This is a genomic window from Vogesella sp. XCS3 (assembly GCF_020616155.1).
Lineage (GTDB): Bacteria > Pseudomonadota > Gammaproteobacteria > Burkholderiales > Chromobacteriaceae > Vogesella.
Map to the genome: position 1 here is coordinate 3,668,464 of NZ_CP085530.1, position 18,575 is coordinate 3,687,038.

21 protein-coding genes are annotated in these 18,575 nt (G+C 65.2%); 7 read left to right on the forward strand and 14 right to left on the reverse strand.

Going from position 1 to position 18,575, the window contains the following annotated elements; translation table 11 throughout:
• Positions 1 to 47: 47 nt before the first annotated feature.
• Positions 48 to 809 (forward strand): DeoR/GlpR family DNA-binding transcription regulator, encoded by a 762-nt coding sequence (locus LCH97_RS17545; RefSeq protein WP_206210935.1) that lies wholly within the window; start codon positions 48 to 50, stop codon positions 807 to 809.
• 80 nt (positions 810 to 889) lie between these two features.
• On the opposite strand, the gene glpD is transcribed toward LCH97_RS17545, so the two are convergent.
• The 8 genes from glpD to LCH97_RS17585 form a co-directional block, all read right to left on the reverse strand.
• On the reverse strand, positions 890 to 2,416 hold the full coding sequence (gene glpD / locus LCH97_RS17550; RefSeq protein WP_227302761.1) for a glycerol-3-phosphate dehydrogenase: 1,527 nt from the start codon (positions 2,414 to 2,416) through the stop codon (positions 890 to 892).
• Positions 2,417 to 2,728: 312 nt separating this feature from the next.
• Positions 2,729 to 3,433, reverse strand: coding sequence for an MIP/aquaporin family protein (locus LCH97_RS17555; protein ID WP_017507211.1), 705 nt, complete (start codon positions 3,431 to 3,433; stop codon positions 2,729 to 2,731).
• A 120-nt stretch (positions 3,434 to 3,553) separates the two neighbouring features.
• Positions 3,554 to 5,056, reverse strand: a complete 1,503-nt coding sequence (gene glpK / locus LCH97_RS17560) for a glycerol kinase GlpK (protein ID WP_227302762.1) — start codon at positions 5,054 to 5,056, stop codon at positions 3,554 to 3,556.
• A gap of 356 nt (positions 5,057 to 5,412) precedes the next feature.
• Positions 5,413 to 6,096, reverse strand: a complete 684-nt coding sequence (locus LCH97_RS17565; RefSeq protein ID WP_227302763.1) for a type 1 glutamine amidotransferase domain-containing protein — start codon at positions 6,094 to 6,096, stop codon at positions 5,413 to 5,415.
• Between the two features lie 95 nt (positions 6,097 to 6,191).
• Positions 6,192 to 7,292 (reverse strand): alkene reductase, encoded by a 1,101-nt coding sequence (locus tag LCH97_RS17570; protein WP_227302764.1) that lies wholly within the window; start codon positions 7,290 to 7,292, stop codon positions 6,192 to 6,194.
• Positions 7,293 to 7,313: 21 nt separating this feature from the next.
• On the reverse strand, positions 7,314 to 8,054 hold the full coding sequence (locus tag LCH97_RS17575) for an NADPH-dependent oxidoreductase (protein WP_227302765.1): 741 nt from the start codon (positions 8,052 to 8,054) through the stop codon (positions 7,314 to 7,316).
• A gap of 89 nt (positions 8,055 to 8,143) precedes the next feature.
• Positions 8,144 to 8,752 carry a TetR/AcrR family transcriptional regulator gene (locus LCH97_RS17580; protein WP_227302766.1) on the reverse strand — a complete coding sequence of 203 codons (609 nt, stop codon included), beginning with the start codon at positions 8,750 to 8,752 and terminating at the stop codon, positions 8,144 to 8,146.
• A 187-nt stretch (positions 8,753 to 8,939) separates the two neighbouring features.
• Positions 8,940 to 9,416 (reverse strand): GNAT family N-acetyltransferase, encoded by a 477-nt coding sequence (locus LCH97_RS17585; RefSeq protein WP_255619248.1) that lies wholly within the window; start codon positions 9,414 to 9,416, stop codon positions 8,940 to 8,942.
• Positions 9,417 to 9,961: 545 nt separating this feature from the next.
• Here LCH97_RS17585 and LCH97_RS17590 point away from each other — a divergent pair.
• From LCH97_RS17590 to LCH97_RS17615, 6 genes are all read left to right on the forward strand, one after another.
• A complete protein-coding gene (locus LCH97_RS17590) occupies positions 9,962 to 10,750 on the forward strand; it encodes an EAL domain-containing protein (RefSeq protein ID WP_227302768.1) in 789 nt (262 codons plus the stop codon).
• Positions 10,751 to 10,839: 89 nt separating this feature from the next.
• Entirely contained in the window at positions 10,840 to 11,592 is a 753-nt protein-coding gene (modA, locus tag LCH97_RS17595) for a molybdate ABC transporter substrate-binding protein (RefSeq protein WP_227302769.1), read from the forward strand.
• Between the two features lie 12 nt (positions 11,593 to 11,604).
• Complete coding sequence (modB, locus tag LCH97_RS17600; protein WP_227305429.1) at positions 11,605 to 12,276, forward strand: molybdate ABC transporter permease subunit; 672 nt, start codon at positions 11,605 to 11,607, stop codon at positions 12,274 to 12,276.
• Positions 12,277 to 12,284: 8 nt separating this feature from the next.
• Positions 12,285 to 12,989, forward strand: coding sequence for a sulfate/molybdate ABC transporter ATP-binding protein (locus LCH97_RS17605; protein ID WP_227302770.1), 705 nt, complete (start codon positions 12,285 to 12,287; stop codon positions 12,987 to 12,989).
• The gene (locus LCH97_RS17610) at positions 12,982 to 13,788 is read left to right on the forward strand and encodes a TOBE domain-containing protein (protein WP_227302771.1); all 807 of its coding nucleotides are present in this window, start codon (positions 12,982 to 12,984) and stop codon (positions 13,786 to 13,788) included. Before LCH97_RS17605 ends, LCH97_RS17610 begins: the two co-directional genes overlap by 8 nt.
• An 82-nt stretch (positions 13,789 to 13,870) precedes the next feature.
• Complete coding sequence (locus LCH97_RS17615; RefSeq protein WP_227302772.1) at positions 13,871 to 14,362, forward strand: heme-degrading domain-containing protein; 492 nt, start codon at positions 13,871 to 13,873, stop codon at positions 14,360 to 14,362.
• Here the strand turns inward: LCH97_RS17615 and LCH97_RS17620 are convergent.
• From LCH97_RS17620 to LCH97_RS17645, 6 genes are all read right to left on the reverse strand, one after another.
• The gene (locus LCH97_RS17620) at positions 14,357 to 15,673 is read right to left on the reverse strand and encodes an AarF/ABC1/UbiB kinase family protein (protein WP_227302773.1); all 1,317 of its coding nucleotides are present in this window, start codon (positions 15,671 to 15,673) and stop codon (positions 14,357 to 14,359) included. The genes LCH97_RS17615 and LCH97_RS17620 overlap by 6 nt on opposite strands.
• Entirely contained in the window at positions 15,666 to 16,025 is a 360-nt protein-coding gene (locus LCH97_RS17625) for a hypothetical protein (protein WP_227302774.1), read from the reverse strand. Before LCH97_RS17625 ends, LCH97_RS17620 begins: the two co-directional genes overlap by 8 nt.
• 3 nt (positions 16,026 to 16,028) lie before the next feature.
• On the reverse strand, positions 16,029 to 16,490 hold the full coding sequence (locus LCH97_RS17630) for a DUF3429 domain-containing protein (protein ID WP_227302775.1): 462 nt from the start codon (positions 16,488 to 16,490) through the stop codon (positions 16,029 to 16,031).
• Between the two features lie 122 nt (positions 16,491 to 16,612).
• Entirely contained in the window at positions 16,613 to 17,392 is a 780-nt protein-coding gene (locus tag LCH97_RS17635; RefSeq protein ID WP_227302776.1) for a DNA/RNA non-specific endonuclease, read from the reverse strand.
• A 98-nt stretch (positions 17,393 to 17,490) separates the two neighbouring features.
• Entirely contained in the window at positions 17,491 to 18,006 is a 516-nt protein-coding gene (locus LCH97_RS17640) for a chromate transporter (protein WP_227302777.1), read from the reverse strand.
• Position 18,007: 1 nt separating this feature from the next.
• The gene (locus tag LCH97_RS17645) at positions 18,008 to 18,559 is read right to left on the reverse strand and encodes a chromate transporter (protein WP_227302778.1); all 552 of its coding nucleotides are present in this window, start codon (positions 18,557 to 18,559) and stop codon (positions 18,008 to 18,010) included.
• Between the last annotated feature and the right edge of the window lie 16 nt (positions 18,560 to 18,575).

Here is an 18,575-nt window from a genome sequence, read left to right on the forward strand (position 1 = left end):
GTGCTCGGTTACAATGAAGCCCTCCCGTCACCCTGAACGCCGGTATGCTGATCCTCAATCAACGCCAGAAAGACCTGCTTGCCTGGGTAAACCGCGAAGGCTACGTTGCGGTGGAAAAGATGGCCGCCCACTTCCAGGTTACCCATCAGACCATACGCCGCGACATCACGCTGCTGGCCGATAACCAGCTGCTGCAGCGCTACCACGGTGGCGCCAGCGTGTTGTCCAGCGTGGAAAACGTGGCCTACGACGCCCGCCAGGTGCTGATGGCCGAAGAAAAGCGCCGCATCGCCCGCGCCGTGGCGGCCGAGATCCCCGACAACGCCTCGCTGTTTATCAACCTGGGTACCACCACCGAAGAGGTGGCCCGCGCGCTGTCGCAGCACCGCGGCCTGCGCGTGATCACCAACAACTTCCACATCGCCAACCTGATGTGCGACTACCCCGACTGCGAGGTGCTGGTGGCCGGCGGCGCGCTGCGCAAGCGCGACCGCGGCCTGACCGGCGAAGCCACCGTGCAGTTCATCCGCCAGTTCAAGGTGGACTACGGCATCATCGGCATTTCCTGTATCGAGGCCGACGGCGTGCTGCGCGATTACGACTACCGCGAAGTGCTGACCAGCCAGGCCATCATGCAGCAGTCACGCCAGGTGTGGCTGGTGGCCGACCATTCCAAATTCGAGCGCCCGGCGCTGGTGGAGCTGGGTCACGTGTCGCAGCTGGACGCGCTGTTTACCGACCAGCCGGTCAGCGCCGAGCTGCAGGCGGTGCTGGACAAGGGCCAGACGCGGCTGGTGGTGGCAGGTTGATCTGATCACCGGCATGACGAAGCCAGGCCCGGAATGCGTGAGCAAACCGGGCCTGGCTGTTTGACGGTATTGGCGCCGATCTAGCCTGCGGCGGGCTGTAGTGCCTCTGCTTTTGTTGACGCCTTGCGATAGCGCGCCAGCCAGCCTTCCACCGCCGCGTCGGCACCAGCCGGCAGGTGCAGGCGCAGCTTGCTGCGCCGCCACAGAATGTCGTCGGCGCAGGTGGCCCATTCCTCTTCTACCAGGTAACGCAGCTCCGCTTCGTACAGGCCGGGCTGGATGGCTTCACCCAGGTCCGCCAGCGACACGGCCTTACCCAGCAGGGTATGCACGCGGCTGCCGTAGGCGCGGGCCAGGCGCTGCGCCAGCGCGGCCGGCAGCCACGGCTTGTCGGCTTGCAGGCGCGCCACGAAGGCGTCGAAATCGCCACCGGGCAGGTCGCCGCCCGGCAGTGCCTGGCCGGCGGTCCACGTTGGCCGCGTATTGCCCAGCAGCGGCGCCAGCTGGTCCACCACCTGCTCGGCCAGTTTGCGGTAGGTGGTGATCTTGCCGCCGAACACCGACAGCAGCGGCGCGCCGTCGGTATCCAGCTCCAGCGCGTAGTCGCGCGTTACGCCGCTGGCGTTGGCCGCGTCGTCGTCCAGCAGCGGGCGCACGCCGGAGTAGGTGGCTACCACGTCGGCCGGGGTGATCTGCTGTGTGAAATAGCGGTTGCTCATGCGGCACAGGTAGGCCACTTCGTCGCCGTCGATGGCTACTTGCGCGGCGTCGCCGTGGTATTCCACGTCGGTGGTACCGATCAGGGTGAAGTCCTGCTCGTACGGAATGGCAAAAATGATGCGCTTGTCCGGGTTCTGGAAGATGTAGGCGTACGGGTGCTCGAACAGGCGCTTGACGATGATGTGGCTGCCTTTTACCAAGCGGATGGCTTTGCTGGCTGGCGCCTGGATGACGCCGCCCAGCAGCTGCTGCACCCAGGGGCCGGCGGCGTTCACCACGGCACGGGCGTGCACGGTGGCTTGCTTGCCGTCGGCGCCTTGCAGCGTGGCTTGCCAACCGTCGCCGTGGCGGCTGGCGGCCACACAAGCGGTGCGGGTGAGGATGGTGGCGCCGCGCTCGGCGGCGTCGATGGCGTTCAGCACCACCAGCCGCGCGTCGTTGACCCAGCCGTCGGAATACACAAAACCCTGGCGGTAGCTGGCTTGCAGCGGCTTGCCGGCCACGTGGCTGCCTAGCTGGATGCGCTCGCTACCCGGCAGCCGGCGGCGGCGCGCCAGGTGGTCGTACAGGAACAGGCCGCAGCGGATCAGCCACGCCGGGCGCTGGGCGGCATCGTGCGGCATCACGAAGCGCAGCGGCCACATGATGTGCGGCGCGGCGTCCAGCAGCACTTCGCGCTCTTGCAGCGCCTTGCGCACCAGGCCGAACTCGTAATACTCCAGATAGCGCAGGCCGCCGTGGATCAGCTTGGTGCTGGCCGACGAGGTGTGCGCCGCCAGGTCGTCCTTCTCGCACAGCAGCACGCGCAGCCCGCGCCCTGCCGCATCGCGGGCAATGCCCGCGCCGTTGATGCCGCCACCGATCACCAGCAAGTCGTACTGTTCCACCGTTCTATCCTTTGCGTCACGTTGGCCGCATGCGGCCGCCTGATTGATTCCAGTGTAGAAGATAGTGAAATCACGATCACAAAGCAACACAAAACGAACATTAAATGTTTGAAAAATGTTTGATGTGTGATTTGAACGAACATCCCATCTGGCAAGGCATGCAAGCGGCTGTGTTGCTCCTCACTAAGGAACCCGGCCTGCACCCCGTGTCGCGCTGCACGCTGGTGTGGCGGGGGCGTGGCCAGTCGCGGGCGTTAAAAAGCCGCTCCCCGTTGCGGGCGAGCGGCTTGCAGGCGGTGCCTGGGTAGGCGATCAGGCGATGCCGTGTGCCACAGCGGCCAGCGTGGCGCCCAGCAGCGAACCCACTACCGGTACCCAGCTGTACGACCAGTCGCTGTCGCGTTTGCCCTTGATCGGCAGCAGCGCGTGCATGATGCGCGGCGCCAGGTCGCGGGCCGGGCTCATGGCGTAGCCGGTGGTGCCGCCCAGCGACACGCCGATGCCCAGTACCAGCAGCGCTACCGGCAGCGCGTCCATGGCGCCCAGCGAAATCTTGGGCGACACCATGCTGAGGATGGCAAACACCAGTACGAAGGTGGCAAGCACTTCCGACAGCAGGTTGCCAGTGGTGCTGCGGATGGCCGGGCCGGTGCAGAACACCGCCAGCTTGGTATCGGCGCAGTCGGTGTGGTCGAAGTGGTCGCGGTACACCAGCCACATCAGCAGCGCGCCGGCCATGCCGCCCAGCATCTGCGCCAGGATGTAGCCCGGGGCGTCGGCCCAGGCAAACTTGCCGGCGACCGCCAGCGCCACGGTTACCGCAGGGTTCAGGTGCGCGCCGCTGATGGCAGCCACGCTGAACACGCCGACAAACACCGCCATCGCCCAGCCGAAGGCGATGACGATCAGGCCGCTGTTGTGGCCTTTGGTGTTTTTGAGGATGACGTTGGCGACCACGCCGTTGCCCAGCAGCACCAGCAGGGCAGTACCGATGAATTCACCGAATAAGGGGTTCATGATGTGTTCCTTGCAAAAAGGGGGACCACCCGTGCCACCTCGTGGGCTGGCACCGGGCAGGTCGGTATTAAGGGGGCGTGCGGCCAAGCTCAGGTTGGCCGCAAACAGGCTGGCGGGCGCTTACTGTTGGTCGCCAGCCCAGGCAATGGCGGCGCGGGTGGCGCGGTGCCAGCCGGCCACGTAGCGGGCCACGGCGTCGGGGCTTTGCTGCGGGGCAAAGCGCGTATCCAGCTGCCATTGGCCCTGGATGTCGTCGGTGCTCTGCCAGTAGCCGACGGCCAGGCCGGCCAGGTAGGCGGCGCCCAGGGCGGTGGTTTCGGTGATTTTAGGGCGTGCCACGGCGGTGCCCAGAATGTCGCTCTGGAACTGCATCAGCACGTTGTTGACGCTGGCGCCGCCGTCCACGCGCAGCTCGGCGATGGTGATGCCGGAGTCGGCCTGCATGGCGCCCAGCACGTCCATGGTCTGGAACGCGATGCTGTCCAGCGCGGCGCGGGCAATGTGCGCGGCGTGGGTGCCTTGCGTCATGCCCACCAGGGTGCCGCGGGCTTCGGCGTTCCAGTGCGGTGCGCCCAGGCCGGCAAAGGCCGGTACCAGGTACACGCCGTCGCTGTCGGCCACTTGCGCCGCCAGCGGGCCCACGTCGCTGGACTGCTTGATGATGCCCAGGCCGTCACGCAGCCATTTCACCACCGAGCCGCCGATGAAGATGCTGCCTTCCAGCGCGTACTGCACCTTGTCGCCCACTTGCCAGGCGATGGTGGTCAGCAGCTTGTTGTGCGATGGCACCGGTTTGTCGCCGGTGTTCATCATCATGAAGCAGCCGGTGCCGTAGGTATTTTTCACCATGCCAGGCGTGGTGCACTGCTGGCCGAACAGCGCGGCCTGCTGGTCGCCGGCCACACCGGCGATGGGGATGGTCACGCCCAGATGCGCGGCGTGGGTATGGCCGTATACCTCGCTGGAGCTTTTCACCTGCGGCAGCATGCTGGCCGGGATGCCCAGGATATCCAGCAGCTCGTCGTCCCACTGCAGGGTGTGGATGTTGTACAGCATGGTGCGCGAGGCGTTGGACACGTCGGTGACGTGCACCTCGCCGTGGGTCAGTTGCCAGATCAGCCAGCTATCGATGGTGCCGAAAGCCAGCTTGCCGGCCTGCGCGCGTTCGCGGGCGCCGGGCACGTTATCCAGAATCCAGCGCACCTTGGTGCCGGAGAAGTAGGCGTCTACCAGCAGGCCGGTCTTGTTGCGGATGGTGTCGGCCAGGCCGCGGGCGCGGATGTCGTCGCAGAAGCCCGCAGTGCGGCGGTCTTGCCATACGATGGCGTTGTACACCGGCTGGCCGGTTTCGCGATCCCACACCACGGTGGTTTCACGCTGGTTGGTAATGCCGATAGCGGCAATGCGGCTGCCCGGCACGCCGGCGCGGGCCAGTGCCTCGGCCGCCACGCCCACCTGGCCGGCCCAGATTTCCATCGGGTCGTGCTCCACCCAGCCGGCTTGCGGGTAGATCTGGCGGAATTCCTTCTGCGCGCTGGCCACCATGTCACCGCTACGGTTGAACAGGATGGCACGCGAGCTGGTTGTCCCCTGGTCGAGGGCGAGAATGAAAGTGTCTTGCATAAAGCTCTCCTTGGGCGCGGGCGCCTTTGTTGTCTTGTGTTTTTTGTTTGATTTATGTTTGTAAAATGTTGTTTTTGTTTTCGGGTGATTCTAGGCCGCTGGCATCGGCTGTCAATATCCCCCGCGCAAAATTTGTCTGCGCCCGGTTTATCGGGGTGTGTGCTGTGGTGTAGTCGGTTGGCTACAAGTTGTTGCATGGCAAGGTAAAAAGCGGCTGCCCAAGCGTAGTTCGCTTGCCATTGCCGCCCGTGGCCGGGCTTGTAACAGATTGTGCATTGCAAACGCTTGGTGGCTAGTACCAATGCAAACAGGGTTGGCCGCGGCCAACCCTGTTGTTGTGTATTACCTGGCTTGCTTTAGTGGCTTAGGCGCGCCAGCAGTGCGTGTGCCACGGCTTCGGACGAGGCCGGGTTCTGGCCGGTGATCAGCAGGCCGTCTTCCACCACGAACGGTGCCCAGTCGGCGCCCTTGCGGTACAGGCCGCCTTTGGCCTGCAGCGCGTCTTCCACCAGCAGCGGCACGATGGCGGTGAGCTGCACTGCGTCTTCTTCGCTATTGCTGAAACCGGTGACCTGTTTGCCGGCCACCAGCGGTGTGCCGTCGGCCGCTTGCGCGTTTACCAGCGCGGCGCTGGCGTGGCACACGGCGGCCAGCGGTTTGCCCGCGGCCACGGTGTCGGCGATCAGGCGCAGCGAATCGGCGTTGTCCACCAGGTCCCACAGCGGGCCGTGGCCGCCAGGGTAGAACACCGCGTCGTAGTCGGCGGCGTTGACGCTGGCCAGCGGCAGGGTGTCGGCCAGGCGGGCTTGCAGCGCGCTGTCAGCGTCAAAGCGCTGGGTAGCCGGGGTGGCAAACGCCGGGTCGGCGCTTTTCGGGTCGATCGGCGGCTGGCCGCCTTGCGGCGAAGCCAGGGTGATGGCGACGCCGGCGTCGGCCAGTGCGTAGTAGGGGGCTGCAAACTCTTCTACCCAGAAGCCGGTTTTATGGCCGGTATCGCCCAGCTGGTCGTGGCTGGTCAGTACAAACAGAACGTGTTTCATGGTGTGTGTCTCGTAATGACCTGCGGCCAAGGTTGGCCGCAGGCAATGTCATCGCGGTGTACCCGCTGCTGGCAAGCCAGCGACGGGCAGGGGGCTTACTGGCCCAGGGCCGGGTAGTCGGTGTAGCCCTCGGCGCCACCGCCGTAGAAGGTTTCCGGGCGCGGCGGGTTCAGCGGCGCGCCGGCGGCCAGGCGTGCCGGCAGGTCGGGGTTGGCGATGAAGCTGCGGCCAAAGGCCACGGCGTCGATCAGGCCGGCGCCGATCAGCTTCTCGGCTTTTTCCAGCGTGTAGCCACCGGCTGCCACGATGGTGCCGGGGTAGACGGCACGCACGCGCTGGCGGAAGTCGTCGCTCCAGGCCGGGCCACCGGCCCAGTCCGGCTCCGACAGGTGCAGGAAGGCGATGTTGCGCTTGGCGATTTCGCCGATCAGGTACAGCGCCATCTCTTGCTGGTCGGTTTCCGACAGGCCGTTGAATACGCCCAGCGGCGACAGGCGGATGCCCACATGGTCGGCATCCCATTCGGCGATCACCGCGTCCAGCACTTCCAGCACAATGCGGGCGCGGTTTTCCACGCTGCCACCGTACTGGTCGGTACGCTGGTTGGCCGCCGGCGACAGGAACTGGTCCAGCAGGTAGCCGTGGGCGCCGTGGATTTCCACCAGGTCGAAGCCGGCGCGGCGCGCGTTGTCAGTGGCGCGGCGGTAGTCTTCGATCAGGTCGGCGATTTCGGCGGTTTCCAGCGCACGCGGGGTGGATACCGGGGCGCGCACCAGCTGGCCGTTTTCGTCACGGATATTGGTGTTGCTGTTGGCCGCAATGGCGGACGGCGCCACCGGGGCTTCGCCGCCCGGCTGCAGGCTGTTATGCGAGATGCGGCCGGTGTGCCACAGCTGGATGGCGATCTTGCCGCCTTCAGCGTGCACGGCGTCGTTCACGCGCTGCCACATCTGGATCTGGTCTTCGCTGTAGATGCCCGGCGCGCCGGCGTAGCCCTTGGCGGTGGGGGAGATGTGGGTGCCTTCGTTAATGATCAGGCCGGCACCGGTGCGCTGGCGGTAGTACGCGATGGCCAGCTCGGTGGGCACGTCGCCCGGCTCGGTGTTGCGCAGGCGGGTCAGCGGTGCCATCAGCACACGGTTGTTCAGGGTAACGGCGCCCAGGCGCACGGGGGTCAGCAGTTTATCGGCTTGCATGAGGTGTCCTTTGCTTGCGGTTTAGCGGTCGAATCCAAAGCCCTGGGCGCGTGCTACCGGGGCTACTTGCGGGAAATACACTTGCTGGTAATAGCGGGCAATGCTCTGGCTCCACGGCTCGCCGTCGGCGCGGCCCAGGTTTTGCCAGTGCTGCTGCAGGGTCTGGTCGTAGGCGGCGATGTGGCCGGGCAGGGCGGCGGCGTCGTAGCGCTCGCTGTGGGCAAACGTGGCCAGCGGCAGGCGCGGCTTCACGGCGCTGTCGTCGGCGCTGTAACCCAGCACCACGCCTGCCAGCGGAAAGGTGAGCTCGGGCAGGCCCAGCAGCTCGATCATGGCGGCCGGGTCGCGGCGGATACCGCCAATCGGCACCACGCCCAGGCCGGCGGCGCGGGCGGCGGTCATCAGGTTGCCCATGGTGATGCCGGCGTCCACAGCGGCCACGGCAAAGCCTTCCACGCTGTCGTGAATCACCTGTTCGCTACCGGCGGCAGCCACGCCCAGGCGGGTCTTGTAGAAGTCGGCCACTACGGCAACGAATACCGGTGCCTGCGCAATCCACGGCTGGCCGCCGGCGATCTCGGCAATGCGCGCGCGGCGGGCGGCGTCCTGTACCACCACCAGCGATACCTGCTGGCCGTTGATGGAGGTAGGGCCGTGCCAGGCGGCACGCAGTACCGCGTCCAGCACCTCGGCCGGTACGGGTTTGTCCTGGTAGCTGCGGATACTGCGGTGTTGCTGCATCTGTTCAATCGCGTTGTTCATCACAAGCTCCGAAGAATAAGTTATTAGACCAGTCGTCTAGATTGTGCTTCAAAAAAACCGCCTGCGCGTGGGCAAACGGTGTGTGTCTATCAGGCTGCCGGGCGGCAGGGCGCCAGCTGGCCTTCGGTATGGATCATCGCGGCCTGCAGCGGCAGCAGGCTATGCTGCGTTTTCTGCATCAGCGCGGCGCCCAGCCACAGGCTGTACAGCGCGTAGGCGGTTTCATCCGGCGGCAGCTGCGGCTTGATGCTGCCGTCGGCCTGGCCAGCGCGAATGCACGCGGCCAACCTGTGCACGATGGCGTCCATGCCTTCGTGCAGTGCCAGCCGCATCGGCTCGGACAGGTCGGACACCTCGGCCGCCAGCTTCACCGCCAGGCAGCTGTGCGCCTCGCAGCGGGCGTGGTGGTCCAGCCATTGCCGGAAGTAGGCCAGCAGCCGGGCCCGGCCATCGCCGATGCTGTCATCGGCCAGCAGCAGGCCGACACGCTCGCGGTACACCGCAAAATAGCGGGTCAGCATGGCCACGCCGAAGTCTTCTTTCGACTTGAAGTAATGATAAAACGACCCCTTGGGTACCCCGGCTTCGTTCAAGAGCTCGGTCAGGCCCATCGCGGTAAAGCTGCGGCCATGGATCAGCGCCTCGCCAGTAGCCAGGATGTGTTCGCGGGTGTCGGTGTGCAGTCGTTCTCGTGCCATGGGGTGCATGATAGTGCAAATAGACTGGTCAGTCTAGTGGTGTTCGGGTGGGGGCGCGGGCTGATCTTGTCACTGGCGTGGCAACTGAATCGCGCCTACCTATCCCGGATAGTTGGTGAACCTAAGGCTAGGCGGTACAAGGAGGCGCCGCTAGCAAGCCGAAAAGTGCAGGGTTGACGCCGTAAAGTTATGGCCGCACGCGGGAATACACACGGGTATGCCTGAGCTCGCCCTGCACGTTCAGGCGGTCGTTACGCAAGGTTCCCTCCAGCTGAAACCCCGCCCGCTCGGCCAGGCGCCAACTGGCCATGTTCAGTTCGTCGGTCGTCAGGAAAACGCGGTTTGCCCCCAGTTGCTGCAGCGCGTATTCCGTTAGTGCGGCCACCCCTTCAGTAATGAATCCCTTGCCGAGAAATCGGCTGTGCCCCCAGTAGCCCACCTCAAACTGGCGCAGTTGCCAGTCGGCATGATGCAAGCCGCTACCGCCCACAAGCGCGCCTGATGCCTTATCAATGAAGAAAGCCATCAGGTCCTCGTTGAGCAAAAAGCGCGCATAAGCGCGACGGCAGGAAGCCTCTGATTCAGCCAACGATGGCGGGGGGTAAACCCAGCCAAGCCAGGGTTTGAGCTGCTCGCAGGATTCCACTATTGCAGCATTGAACATGGCGCCATCACCTGGGCGTGCCACGCGCACCAGTAGCCTGTCGGTTTCAAGTGACTCGGGGAGTTGATCTAGGGGGACGGGTTGCATATGGGGCCTAAAGTAGCAGTGAGAGACATCCGGAGCGCAAAGCGCGGAGGAAACCTGCAAGCGCAGCTTACAGGCCGCCCCTCTAGACCGCCTGGTTAGAGAGATTTCAATCGCCCCCGCATACCGCATCGGTAGCCATTTGGATAGGTCACCACCTTATGGATGGCTCCCAAGCTGGCTAGTTGGAAGTGGGAGAGTCGCTGCTGCAGCCCCGACTGCAGGCATGTTAGCACATGGGCATTGTCGTCTGTTTTGTCCCTGACGTTACCGCATACGAGGCTGGTCATCCGCACCGTTTTGCCGACGCTGGTTTTGGCATGGCGGCGCGGGTGGCAGCACGATTTGAACAAGTCAGAACCGTTATCTGCTGGCTACGCCAGACAATGCCGCAGTATTGCTAGCAAGTTGCCCTATACTGGCAATAAATCATACTTAATGCTTGCTGATACCGTACCGACATGACTCTTATCCCTATCCATGCTGACAGCGAGCCTGCTGTGCCACCCTGCGGTGATTGCCGCAACGGGGAGGCGCTGGATTTCGCTTTCAGCTATGCATTCCAGCCCATTATCGACCTGCGTGCGGGCAGCATTTTTGCGCATGAGGCGCTGGTGCGTGGCCCGGCGGGCGAGGGGGCGCTGAGTGTGCTGGCCCAGGTAAACGATGAAAACCGCTACCGTTTCGACCAGGCTTGCCGTGTGAAAGCCATCGAGGTGGCGGCGCGGCTGGGCATGCGCAGCAAGCTTTCCATCAACTTTTTGCCCAATGCCATTTACCGCCCCGAGGTGTGCATCCGCACCACGCTGCAGGCGGCGCGCCAGTTTGGCTTTCCTGTAGAGCAGATCATTTTCGAGACGGTAGAGAGCGAGCGTATCGACGACGGCAGCTGGCTGGCCACGGTGTTTAGCGCCTATCAGCGTATCGGTTTCATGACGGCGATTGACGATTTTGGCGCCGGTTACGCCGGGCTTAACCTGCTGGCGGCGTTTCAGCCCGACATCGTCAAGCTGGATATGGCGCTGGTGCGGGGTATCGAGCAGAAAAAGGCGGCCCGCGTCATAGTGGCCAGCGTGGCGCGCATGTGCGACCAGCTGGGTATCCGCGTGATTGCCGAAGGGGTGGAAACACGCGAAGAGCTAACCTGCCTGCAAGACATCGGTGTGCATCTGGTGCAGGGCTATTTGTTTGGCAAGCCGCAGTTCGAGCAGTGCGTGGCGGATATTAGCCAGATCTGGCCGCCGGCCTAGTACTAGTTGGCCGCATTTTGGCGTATTGCGCCCATCGCTATATACGTGCTTATATAGCGCCTCGATTTCCCGACGCGGAGCAAGGCAAGATGACGCGCATTCATACCCTGGTAGCCAGCATGGGCCTGAGCCTGGCCTGCAGCATGGCGCTGGCCGGCGAGATAACCGTATCGGCAGCCTCCAGCCTGACTAATGCTTTCAAAGACGTGGCGCAGAGTTTCGAGGCGCAGTACCCCGGTAGCAAGGTACAGCTGAATTTTGCCGCCTCTGGCGCGCTGCTGCAGCAGCTGGCCAAAGGCGCGCCGGTGGATGTGCTGGCCTCGGCCGACCAGGAAACCCTGGACCAGGCCGCCAAACAGGGGCTGATCCAGCCAGCCAGCCGCCGCGACTTTGTGCGCAATACCCTGGTGCTGGTGGTACCGGCGGGCAGCAAGCTGGCTCCCAAAAGCCTGGCCGAGCTGGCCCAGCCGGCTTACGGCAAGGTGGCGATAGGCAACCCGGCCAGCGTGCCGGTAGGGCGCTATACGCAGGACGCGCTGGAGGCGGCCAGGCTGTGGCCGGCGGTGAGTGCCAAGGCGGTGAACACCCTGAATGTGCGCCAGTCGCTGGACTACGTGGCGCGTGGCGAGGTGGACGCCGGTTTTGTGTACGCCACCGATGCCCGGCAGATGGCCGACAAGGTAAAAGTAGCGTTTACCGTGCCGCTGGATAGCGCTATCCGCTACCCCATTGCGGCTACCACCGCTGCGGCCAACCCGCGCGAGGCCAAAAGCTTTATCGATTACGTGTTATCCCCCGCGGGGCAGGCCATTCTGGCGCGCTACGGCTTTCAGAAGCCCTGAGTGATGGCAGGCATGGATGCGGTCTGGGTGGCGCTGGCGCTATCGCTGAAGGTAGCGGGCCTGGCCACCGTGCTGGCGGCGCTCGCGGGCGTGGCTACCGGTTTTGTGCTGGCGCGCGGGCGTTTTCCTGGGCGCGATGTGCTGGACACGCTGCTGACCCTGCCCATGGTGCTGCCGCCTACCGTGCTGGGCTATTACCTGCTGGTGTTGCTGGGCAGGCAAGGCGCGTTGGGTGGCTGGCTGCAGGCGCAGTGGGGCATTAACCTGATTTTCAGCTGGCAGGGCGCGGTTATCGCGGCCGCGGTGGTGGCGTTTCCGCTGGTATTCAAGCCAGCGCGGGCTGCCTTCGAGGCGGTAGACGGCCAGCTGGAGCAGGCGGCGCAGGTGCTGGGTATCAGCCGCCTGGCGGTGTTTTTCCGCATTACCCTGCCGCTGGCCTGGCGCGGCATTCTGGCCGGTGTCCTGCTGGCCTTTGCCCGTGCGCTGGGCGAGTTTGGCGCCACGCTGATGGTGGCAGGCAGCATTCCTGGCAAAACCCAGACGCTGTCGATTGCCGTATACGAAGCCGTGCAGGCCGGGCAGGACGATGTGGCCAACCTGCTGGTCGGCGTGATCTCCGCTGTGTGCATCAGCGTACTGTTGGCCGCAGGCTACCTGGCTCCCGGCCGGGTAGCGCAGCGCTAGGGGGCCGCATGCTTGATATTGCCATCCAGAAAACCCTGCATACCGGCAAACGCCGCTTTGAGCTGAACGTACAGCTGCAGTCCGCCAGCCAGCACACCGTGCTGTTTGGCCAGTCCGGTGCGGGCAAAAGCCTCACCCTTAAAGCGATTGCCGGCCTGATGACGCCAGACAGCGGCCATATCCGCCTGGGCGGGCGGCTGCTGTTTTCGCAGCCCGGCGGGGTTAACCTGACGCCGCAGGCGCGGCAGCTGGGCTATCTGTTTCAGGACTACGCGCTGTTTCCCCACCTGACCGTGCGGCAAAACGTGGCCTTTGGCCTGGTGCGCGGCTGGCTGAACCCGAGTACCACTGCGCAGCACGACGAAGTCGAGCACTGGCTGCACACCTTTGGCCTGGCGGCCATGGCGCAGCAGCTGCCGGGCGAGCTGTCCGGCGGCCAGCGCCAGCGTGTGGCGCTGGCGCGGGCGCTGGTGGCCAAGCCGGGCGCCTTGTTGCTGGACGAGCCCTTTGCCGCGCTGGACCCGGCGCTGCGCCACGATATGCGCCAGACCTTGTTGGCCCTGCTGGCGCAGGTGCAGATCCCGCTGGTATTGATTACCCACGACGAACAAGACGTGGCCCTGTTTGGCCAGCAGGTATTCGAGCTGCGCGACGGCCAGGCCCATGCGGCCAACCTGGCCACCTTTCCCGAGGCACCGCTCCGCCATGACTGATAAAACCATCCAGCTACAAGGTAGCCTGTGGATGACCATAGACGGCCAGCCGCTGGGCGGCGCCGACCGCATGGCCCTGCTGGCGCAGATTGCCGCCTGCGGCTCCATCACCCGTGCTGCCAAGGCGGCGGGTATGAGCTACAAGGCGGCGTGGGATGCTATCGACACCATGAACAACCTGGCGGGCGAGCCGCTGGTGGCGCGCCTGGCCGGCGGCAAGGGCGGCGGCGGCACGCAGCTTACGGCGCGTGGCGAGCAGCTATTGCACAACTTTCATACCCTGCAGGCCGAGCACCAGCGCTTTGTCCACAGCCTGGCCACCCAGGCGCCCGCGCTGGCCGACGACTACGTACTGATAAGGAAGATGGCCATGAGAACCAGCGCACGCAACCAGTTTGCCGGTACCGTCGAGGCGGTAAAACACGGCGCAGTGAACGACGAAGTGACGCTGCTGACCCCGGCCGGCCAGCGCATTGTGGCCATTGTTACCCACGACAGCGTGCTGGGCCTGGGCTTGCAGCCGGGGGCGCAGGCGCTGGCGCTGGTGAAAGCATCGTCCATCATGCTGGTGAGCGACGCCGGTAGCGCGCGCTTTTCGGCGCGCAACCAGCTGCACGGCGAGATCGCGCGTATCCAGCCCGGCGCAGTCAATACCGAGGTGGTGATCGCCCTGCCAGGTGGCAGCAGCGTCGCCGCGGTGGTCACCCACGACAGCTGCGACACCCTGGCGCTGGCGGTGGGGCAGCCGGCCAGTGCGCTGTTCAAGGCGTCCAGCGTGATTCTGGCGGTACCGGCCTGAAGGGCGCGCTGCGCTCACGGCCGCCATGACCCTGGGCGCAGGCTGCGGCATACTGGCTAACCCCGCCTTCCAAGGACCCCCCATGTTGCTACAAGACGAACTCGCCCTGGTTGCCCGCCAGGAAGCCATGCTGGTATTGCCGCATTTTGATGAAAACGACGCCTGGCAGCTGGGGGTGGCGCTGCGCACGCAGGCGCTGGCACAGCAGGCGCCGGTGGCCATTGCCATTACGGTGAACCAGCAGCGCCTGTTTTTCAGCATGCTGCCAGGTGCCACGCCTGCCAACGACGACTGGCTGCGGCGCAAACACAATGTGGTGCAGCACTTTCAGCAAAGCTCCTACGCCGTGGGGCTGGCCTGCCAGCTCAAAGGCAAGACCCTGGCCGAGCGCAGCGCGCTACCAGAGCGCGATTACGCCAGCCACGGCGGCAGCTTTCCGCTGCGCGTGGCCGGGGTGGGTTGCATCGGTTCGGTAGGGGTGTCTGGCCTGGCGCAGCGCGCCGACCACGAGCTGGTGGTAGCCGTGCTGGCGCGCCAGTACGGGCTGAGCGATGTACCGCGTCTGCCCCTATAGCGCGTAGCGCGCAAACAGCGCGGCAATATCCACCCGCGCCTGTAGCCGTGCGGCCAGCAGGTACAGCCCGGCCACCTTGCGGTGCAGAAACAGCGCGTCCACCGGCGGCGTGTGCCAGGCGTCGCGCTCGTGGCGCATGGCCCAGCCAGCGTCGCGCATGCGGGCGGCCAGCGTACTGTTGCCAAAATCGTAAGCACCGGCGTGGCGCAGCGGCTCGCAGGCTAGCAGGAAGATGGCCATTACCTCGTCGTAATGCCGCGCCGACACCTGCTGCGGAAAGTAACCCAGCGCGGTGGCGGCTTCGCCCAGCGCCTGCCGGTCTTGCGCCTGTGCGGCCAATAGCAGGCGGCGGTAGTGCTGCACGGTGTCGGCAGCCAGCCGACGCGTGGCACCGAAATCCAGCAGTACCAGTTGGCCGCTAACCGGCTGGTAGCGGTAGTTGGCAAAGTTCGGGTCGCTTTGCAGGCAGGCAAAGTCGAAAATTTCCCGTAGTAATAAATCGAACAGCAGGGTGGCAATGCGGTCGCGCTCTGCTTGCGGCGCCTGTTGCAGCGTGGTGATGGGCACGCTGTCGATAAAATCCATCGCCAGGATGCGCGGCGTGCATAGCTCGGGTACGGTTTGCGGCAGTAGCAGGTCTGCGTGGCCGGCCAGCAGCTGGCGGTAGTGCTGCAGGTTGGCCGCTTCCTGCTGGTAGTCGGCTTCCTGGTGCAGCTGGCGCTTGGCTTCGGTCAGCAGGGTATCCAGGTCGAAACCCGGTGGCAGCAGGCCGCTTAGCCGCAGCAGGCTAGCCACATTGTCTACATCGCTATCAATGCTGCGCGCCACGCCGGGGTATTGCACCTTGATGGCCAGTGTTTCGCCGCTGGCCAGCTCGGCGCGGTGCACCTGGCCGATGGAGGCGGCGGCCACCGGCTGGAAGGAAAAGCGCTTGAAGCGTGTTTGCCAGTCCTCGCCCCATTCCTGTTCCAGTACGTCTGCCAGCTGGCTTAGCGGCATGGTGTGCGCGTCTTCGCGCAGCGTGGCCAGAATGTCGCGCAGCGCGGGCGGCACCAGGTCGCCGGCGTCCATAGACAGCAGCTGGCCCATCTTCATGGCCGCGCCGCGCATCTGCGATAGCTGGTGGGCAAAGCGTGCCGCATTGGCCGGCGTCAGCAGCAGGTCTTGCCACTGCGGGCGCTGGCCGCTGGCTAGCCGGCGCGCGCCTTCTGCCACCATGCCGCCTGCTATGCCGCCTGCCAGGCTGCCAAGGCGCGCCAGCCGCGACAGGCGGCCAACGGGTACCGCGCGGGATTTTGCCGGGTCAGTCATGCTGTGGCCGTGATGTCTGGCTGCCGGGGCGTGGGTGGTCGGCCAGCGGGTAGGCATCCGCCACGTAGGCCGGGCCTTTCATGATGCGCACGATCCACGCGCCCAGCGCCACGGTAAACACCACCGTCCACAGCAGAATCAGCCAGCTGATGGCCAGGATATCCACCATGCCCGCCTGTTGTGCGCTAAGGCTGCCGGGCCACAGCCACAGTTGCAGCCGCCACAGGCAGATGGGGCTACCCAGCAGCAGCGTGCCGTACACCAGGCAGCGTGGCGCCAGCGCCAGCAGCCGGCTTTCCAGCCCGGCAGGGCTGCGCTGGAAACCCGCCAGTTTGTTGAAGTAGCGGCTCATGATTTAAGCCTGTATGGCCAGCACGCCGGCCAGCAGGCTGATGCCGGCGGCCAGGCTGAGGTGAAGTCGTAGCGGCAGGTACCAGCTGGGCAGGTCTACATCGCGGCACAGGCGCTGGTCTTGCAGGTAATGCAGCAGATAGCCCAGCAGCAGCGTGGCCACACCGGGGGCCGCAGGTAGCAGCACAGCGGGCCAGGCCAGCAGCGCCGGTACCACACTCCACGCCATCATGCGGCTGCGGCGGGCGGCATCCAGCTGGGGCAGCGTCATGGCAAAGCCCCAGTGCAGCGCGCCGACAAACGACAGGATCACCGCGCCGTACACCAGCAGCAGGCCGAACCAGAAGCCGGCATGGGCTGGTAGCAGCCAGCACAGCGCGGCCAGGCTAACAAAGGGCAGGGCACCGCCATACCCCAGCCAAGCGGCGGGGGCAGGCAAGCTAGCGGGGGCAGTATCGGAAGTCATGATGGCAGACCGGGGCAAGGACAAAGATTGTCCCTGATCTTAGAAATAGGTGCCTATTTTGTCCAGTACAAAGCGTGTACAAAATGGCGGTGTTGCGGCCAACCCTGCCGCGTGTGCCTGGCTTATTGCGGCAGGAAACGGATGCCGGTGCGGCGCACCAGCTCGTCGTAGGCCAGCATTTGCGGCTTGGCTACGTCGGCGTTGGCCGCCCAGTACACCCACGACTTGCCTGCTGTCGGGTCATACACCAGTTTGTATAGCGCATCCGGCACCCGCACTTTGCCGGCGTAGCGCGGCGCTTGCTGCGGGTCGAAGTAGGGGCCGGTAAACACATACACCTCGCCACGGGCGCGCTGTACGTATTTGCGGGTGGCGGCCTCTACCGCGCGTGCCCACACGCCACGGTTATTTTCTGGCACCTGCGGCACCATATTGGCCAGGCTGAAACTTTGTGCCATCGCCTCGGGCGTGGTGCGCTGCGCCGCCGCCGCCATGTGGCCGCGGTCGTAGCCGCTGCCGCGGTAGTCGGCCAGCGTGGCGCGCTCGTTGCTGCGCAAGCGCGCCTCTTCGTAAAAGCGGTCTGTGCGTTTTTCGTCGGCGTCGGCCAGGCTGCGCGCCGACAGCTTTTCGGCGGCAAACAGTGGCGTGCGGTTATTGCCGTCGTGCAGCACGGCAAAATCGTCAAAGCACAGCTCGCGCACGCGCGCGTGCTGCAAACTGGCGGCGATGGCCGGGGGCGTATTGCGGTAGAACAGCTGCGGGCAGTCGGCAAACTGGGTGGCTACTTGCGGGCCGCTGGGCTCGGGGTTGGCCGCGGTGGGGGCGGCAGGGGTCTGGAAGTGATCGGCGGCGGCGTAAACCAGGGCAACAAGCAGGGGCAACAGGGCAAGCGGCTTTTTCATGCAAGCAACAACGGCGGGAAAAGGCCGGCAATTCTATAGCAAGTTTTATCGCAAAGTTGTCTTGTTGCCCGTTTAATGCTGCGCTATGGGTGGCTGGCTTACACCAGCCCGCCCAAACCGGCCGCCGCACCGGCGGCCAGCAGCCACAGCGGGTTCAGCCGCGTGCGCCAGCTCAGCAATGCGCACACTGCCAGCAGCGCGCCACCGGTGAGGGAGGGCGGATGGCTGGCCGCCATCATCGCCACGCCTGCACCGATCAGCCCCACCGTCAGCGGTGCCAGCCCGCTATTGATGGCTGTGGTCAGCCGGCTGCCGCGTGCTTGCTGCCACCAGCGCGCCACCCAGAAGCTCAGTAGCGACGACGGCAGGCAAATGCCGACCAGGCTGACGATGGCGCCGGGCACGCCGGCTACCTTCCAGCCCACCAGGCTTACCACCAGCACGTTTGGCCCCGGTGCCGCCTGCGCCAGCGCAAACAGCGCGGCAAACTCCTGGCCGCTCATCCAGCGCAATTCGGATACCACCACGCGGTGTAGCTCCGGCACGATGGCGTTGGCACCGCCTACCGCCAGCAGCGAAAACTGCATAAACATCAGAAACAGAAAGATCAACATATCAGGCTCCCGGTTGCGGCCAACGCCAGGCCAGGACCACCGCCAGCGGTGCCAGCACCAGCAGCACCAGCCACAGCGGCAGCTGCAGTGCGGCCACCGCCGCGAAGGTGAGCAGCGCCAGCGCCCACGGCAAGCCGCGCCGAGGCAGGCGAGCGGCCAGCTTCAGCACCATGCCCAGCAGCAAGCCGATACCAGCCGGCGCCAGCCCGGCCAGCAGTTGCTGTAGCCAGGCAGCTTGCTGGTAGTGCTGATACAGCGTGGCCAGCAGCAGGATCAGCACCAGCGGCGCCAGCAGCAGGCCGGCCACCGCCAGCAGCGCGCCGCGCGCACCGTGAAAGCGGCTGCCGATGGCCACCGCCATATTGACGATATTGGGCCCGGGCAGGATCTGGCCTAGCGCCAGCAGCTCGGCAAACTCGGCATCGTTCAGCCAGCGGCGGCGCTGTACCAGCTGGTGCTGCGCCTGCGGCAGCACGCCGCCAAAGCCGCTGAGGCCAATGAGGAAAAAGCCGCCAAACAGCGCTTTTTTGTCGGGAATGATCAGGGTATCCATACCCTGTAGCGTAGGG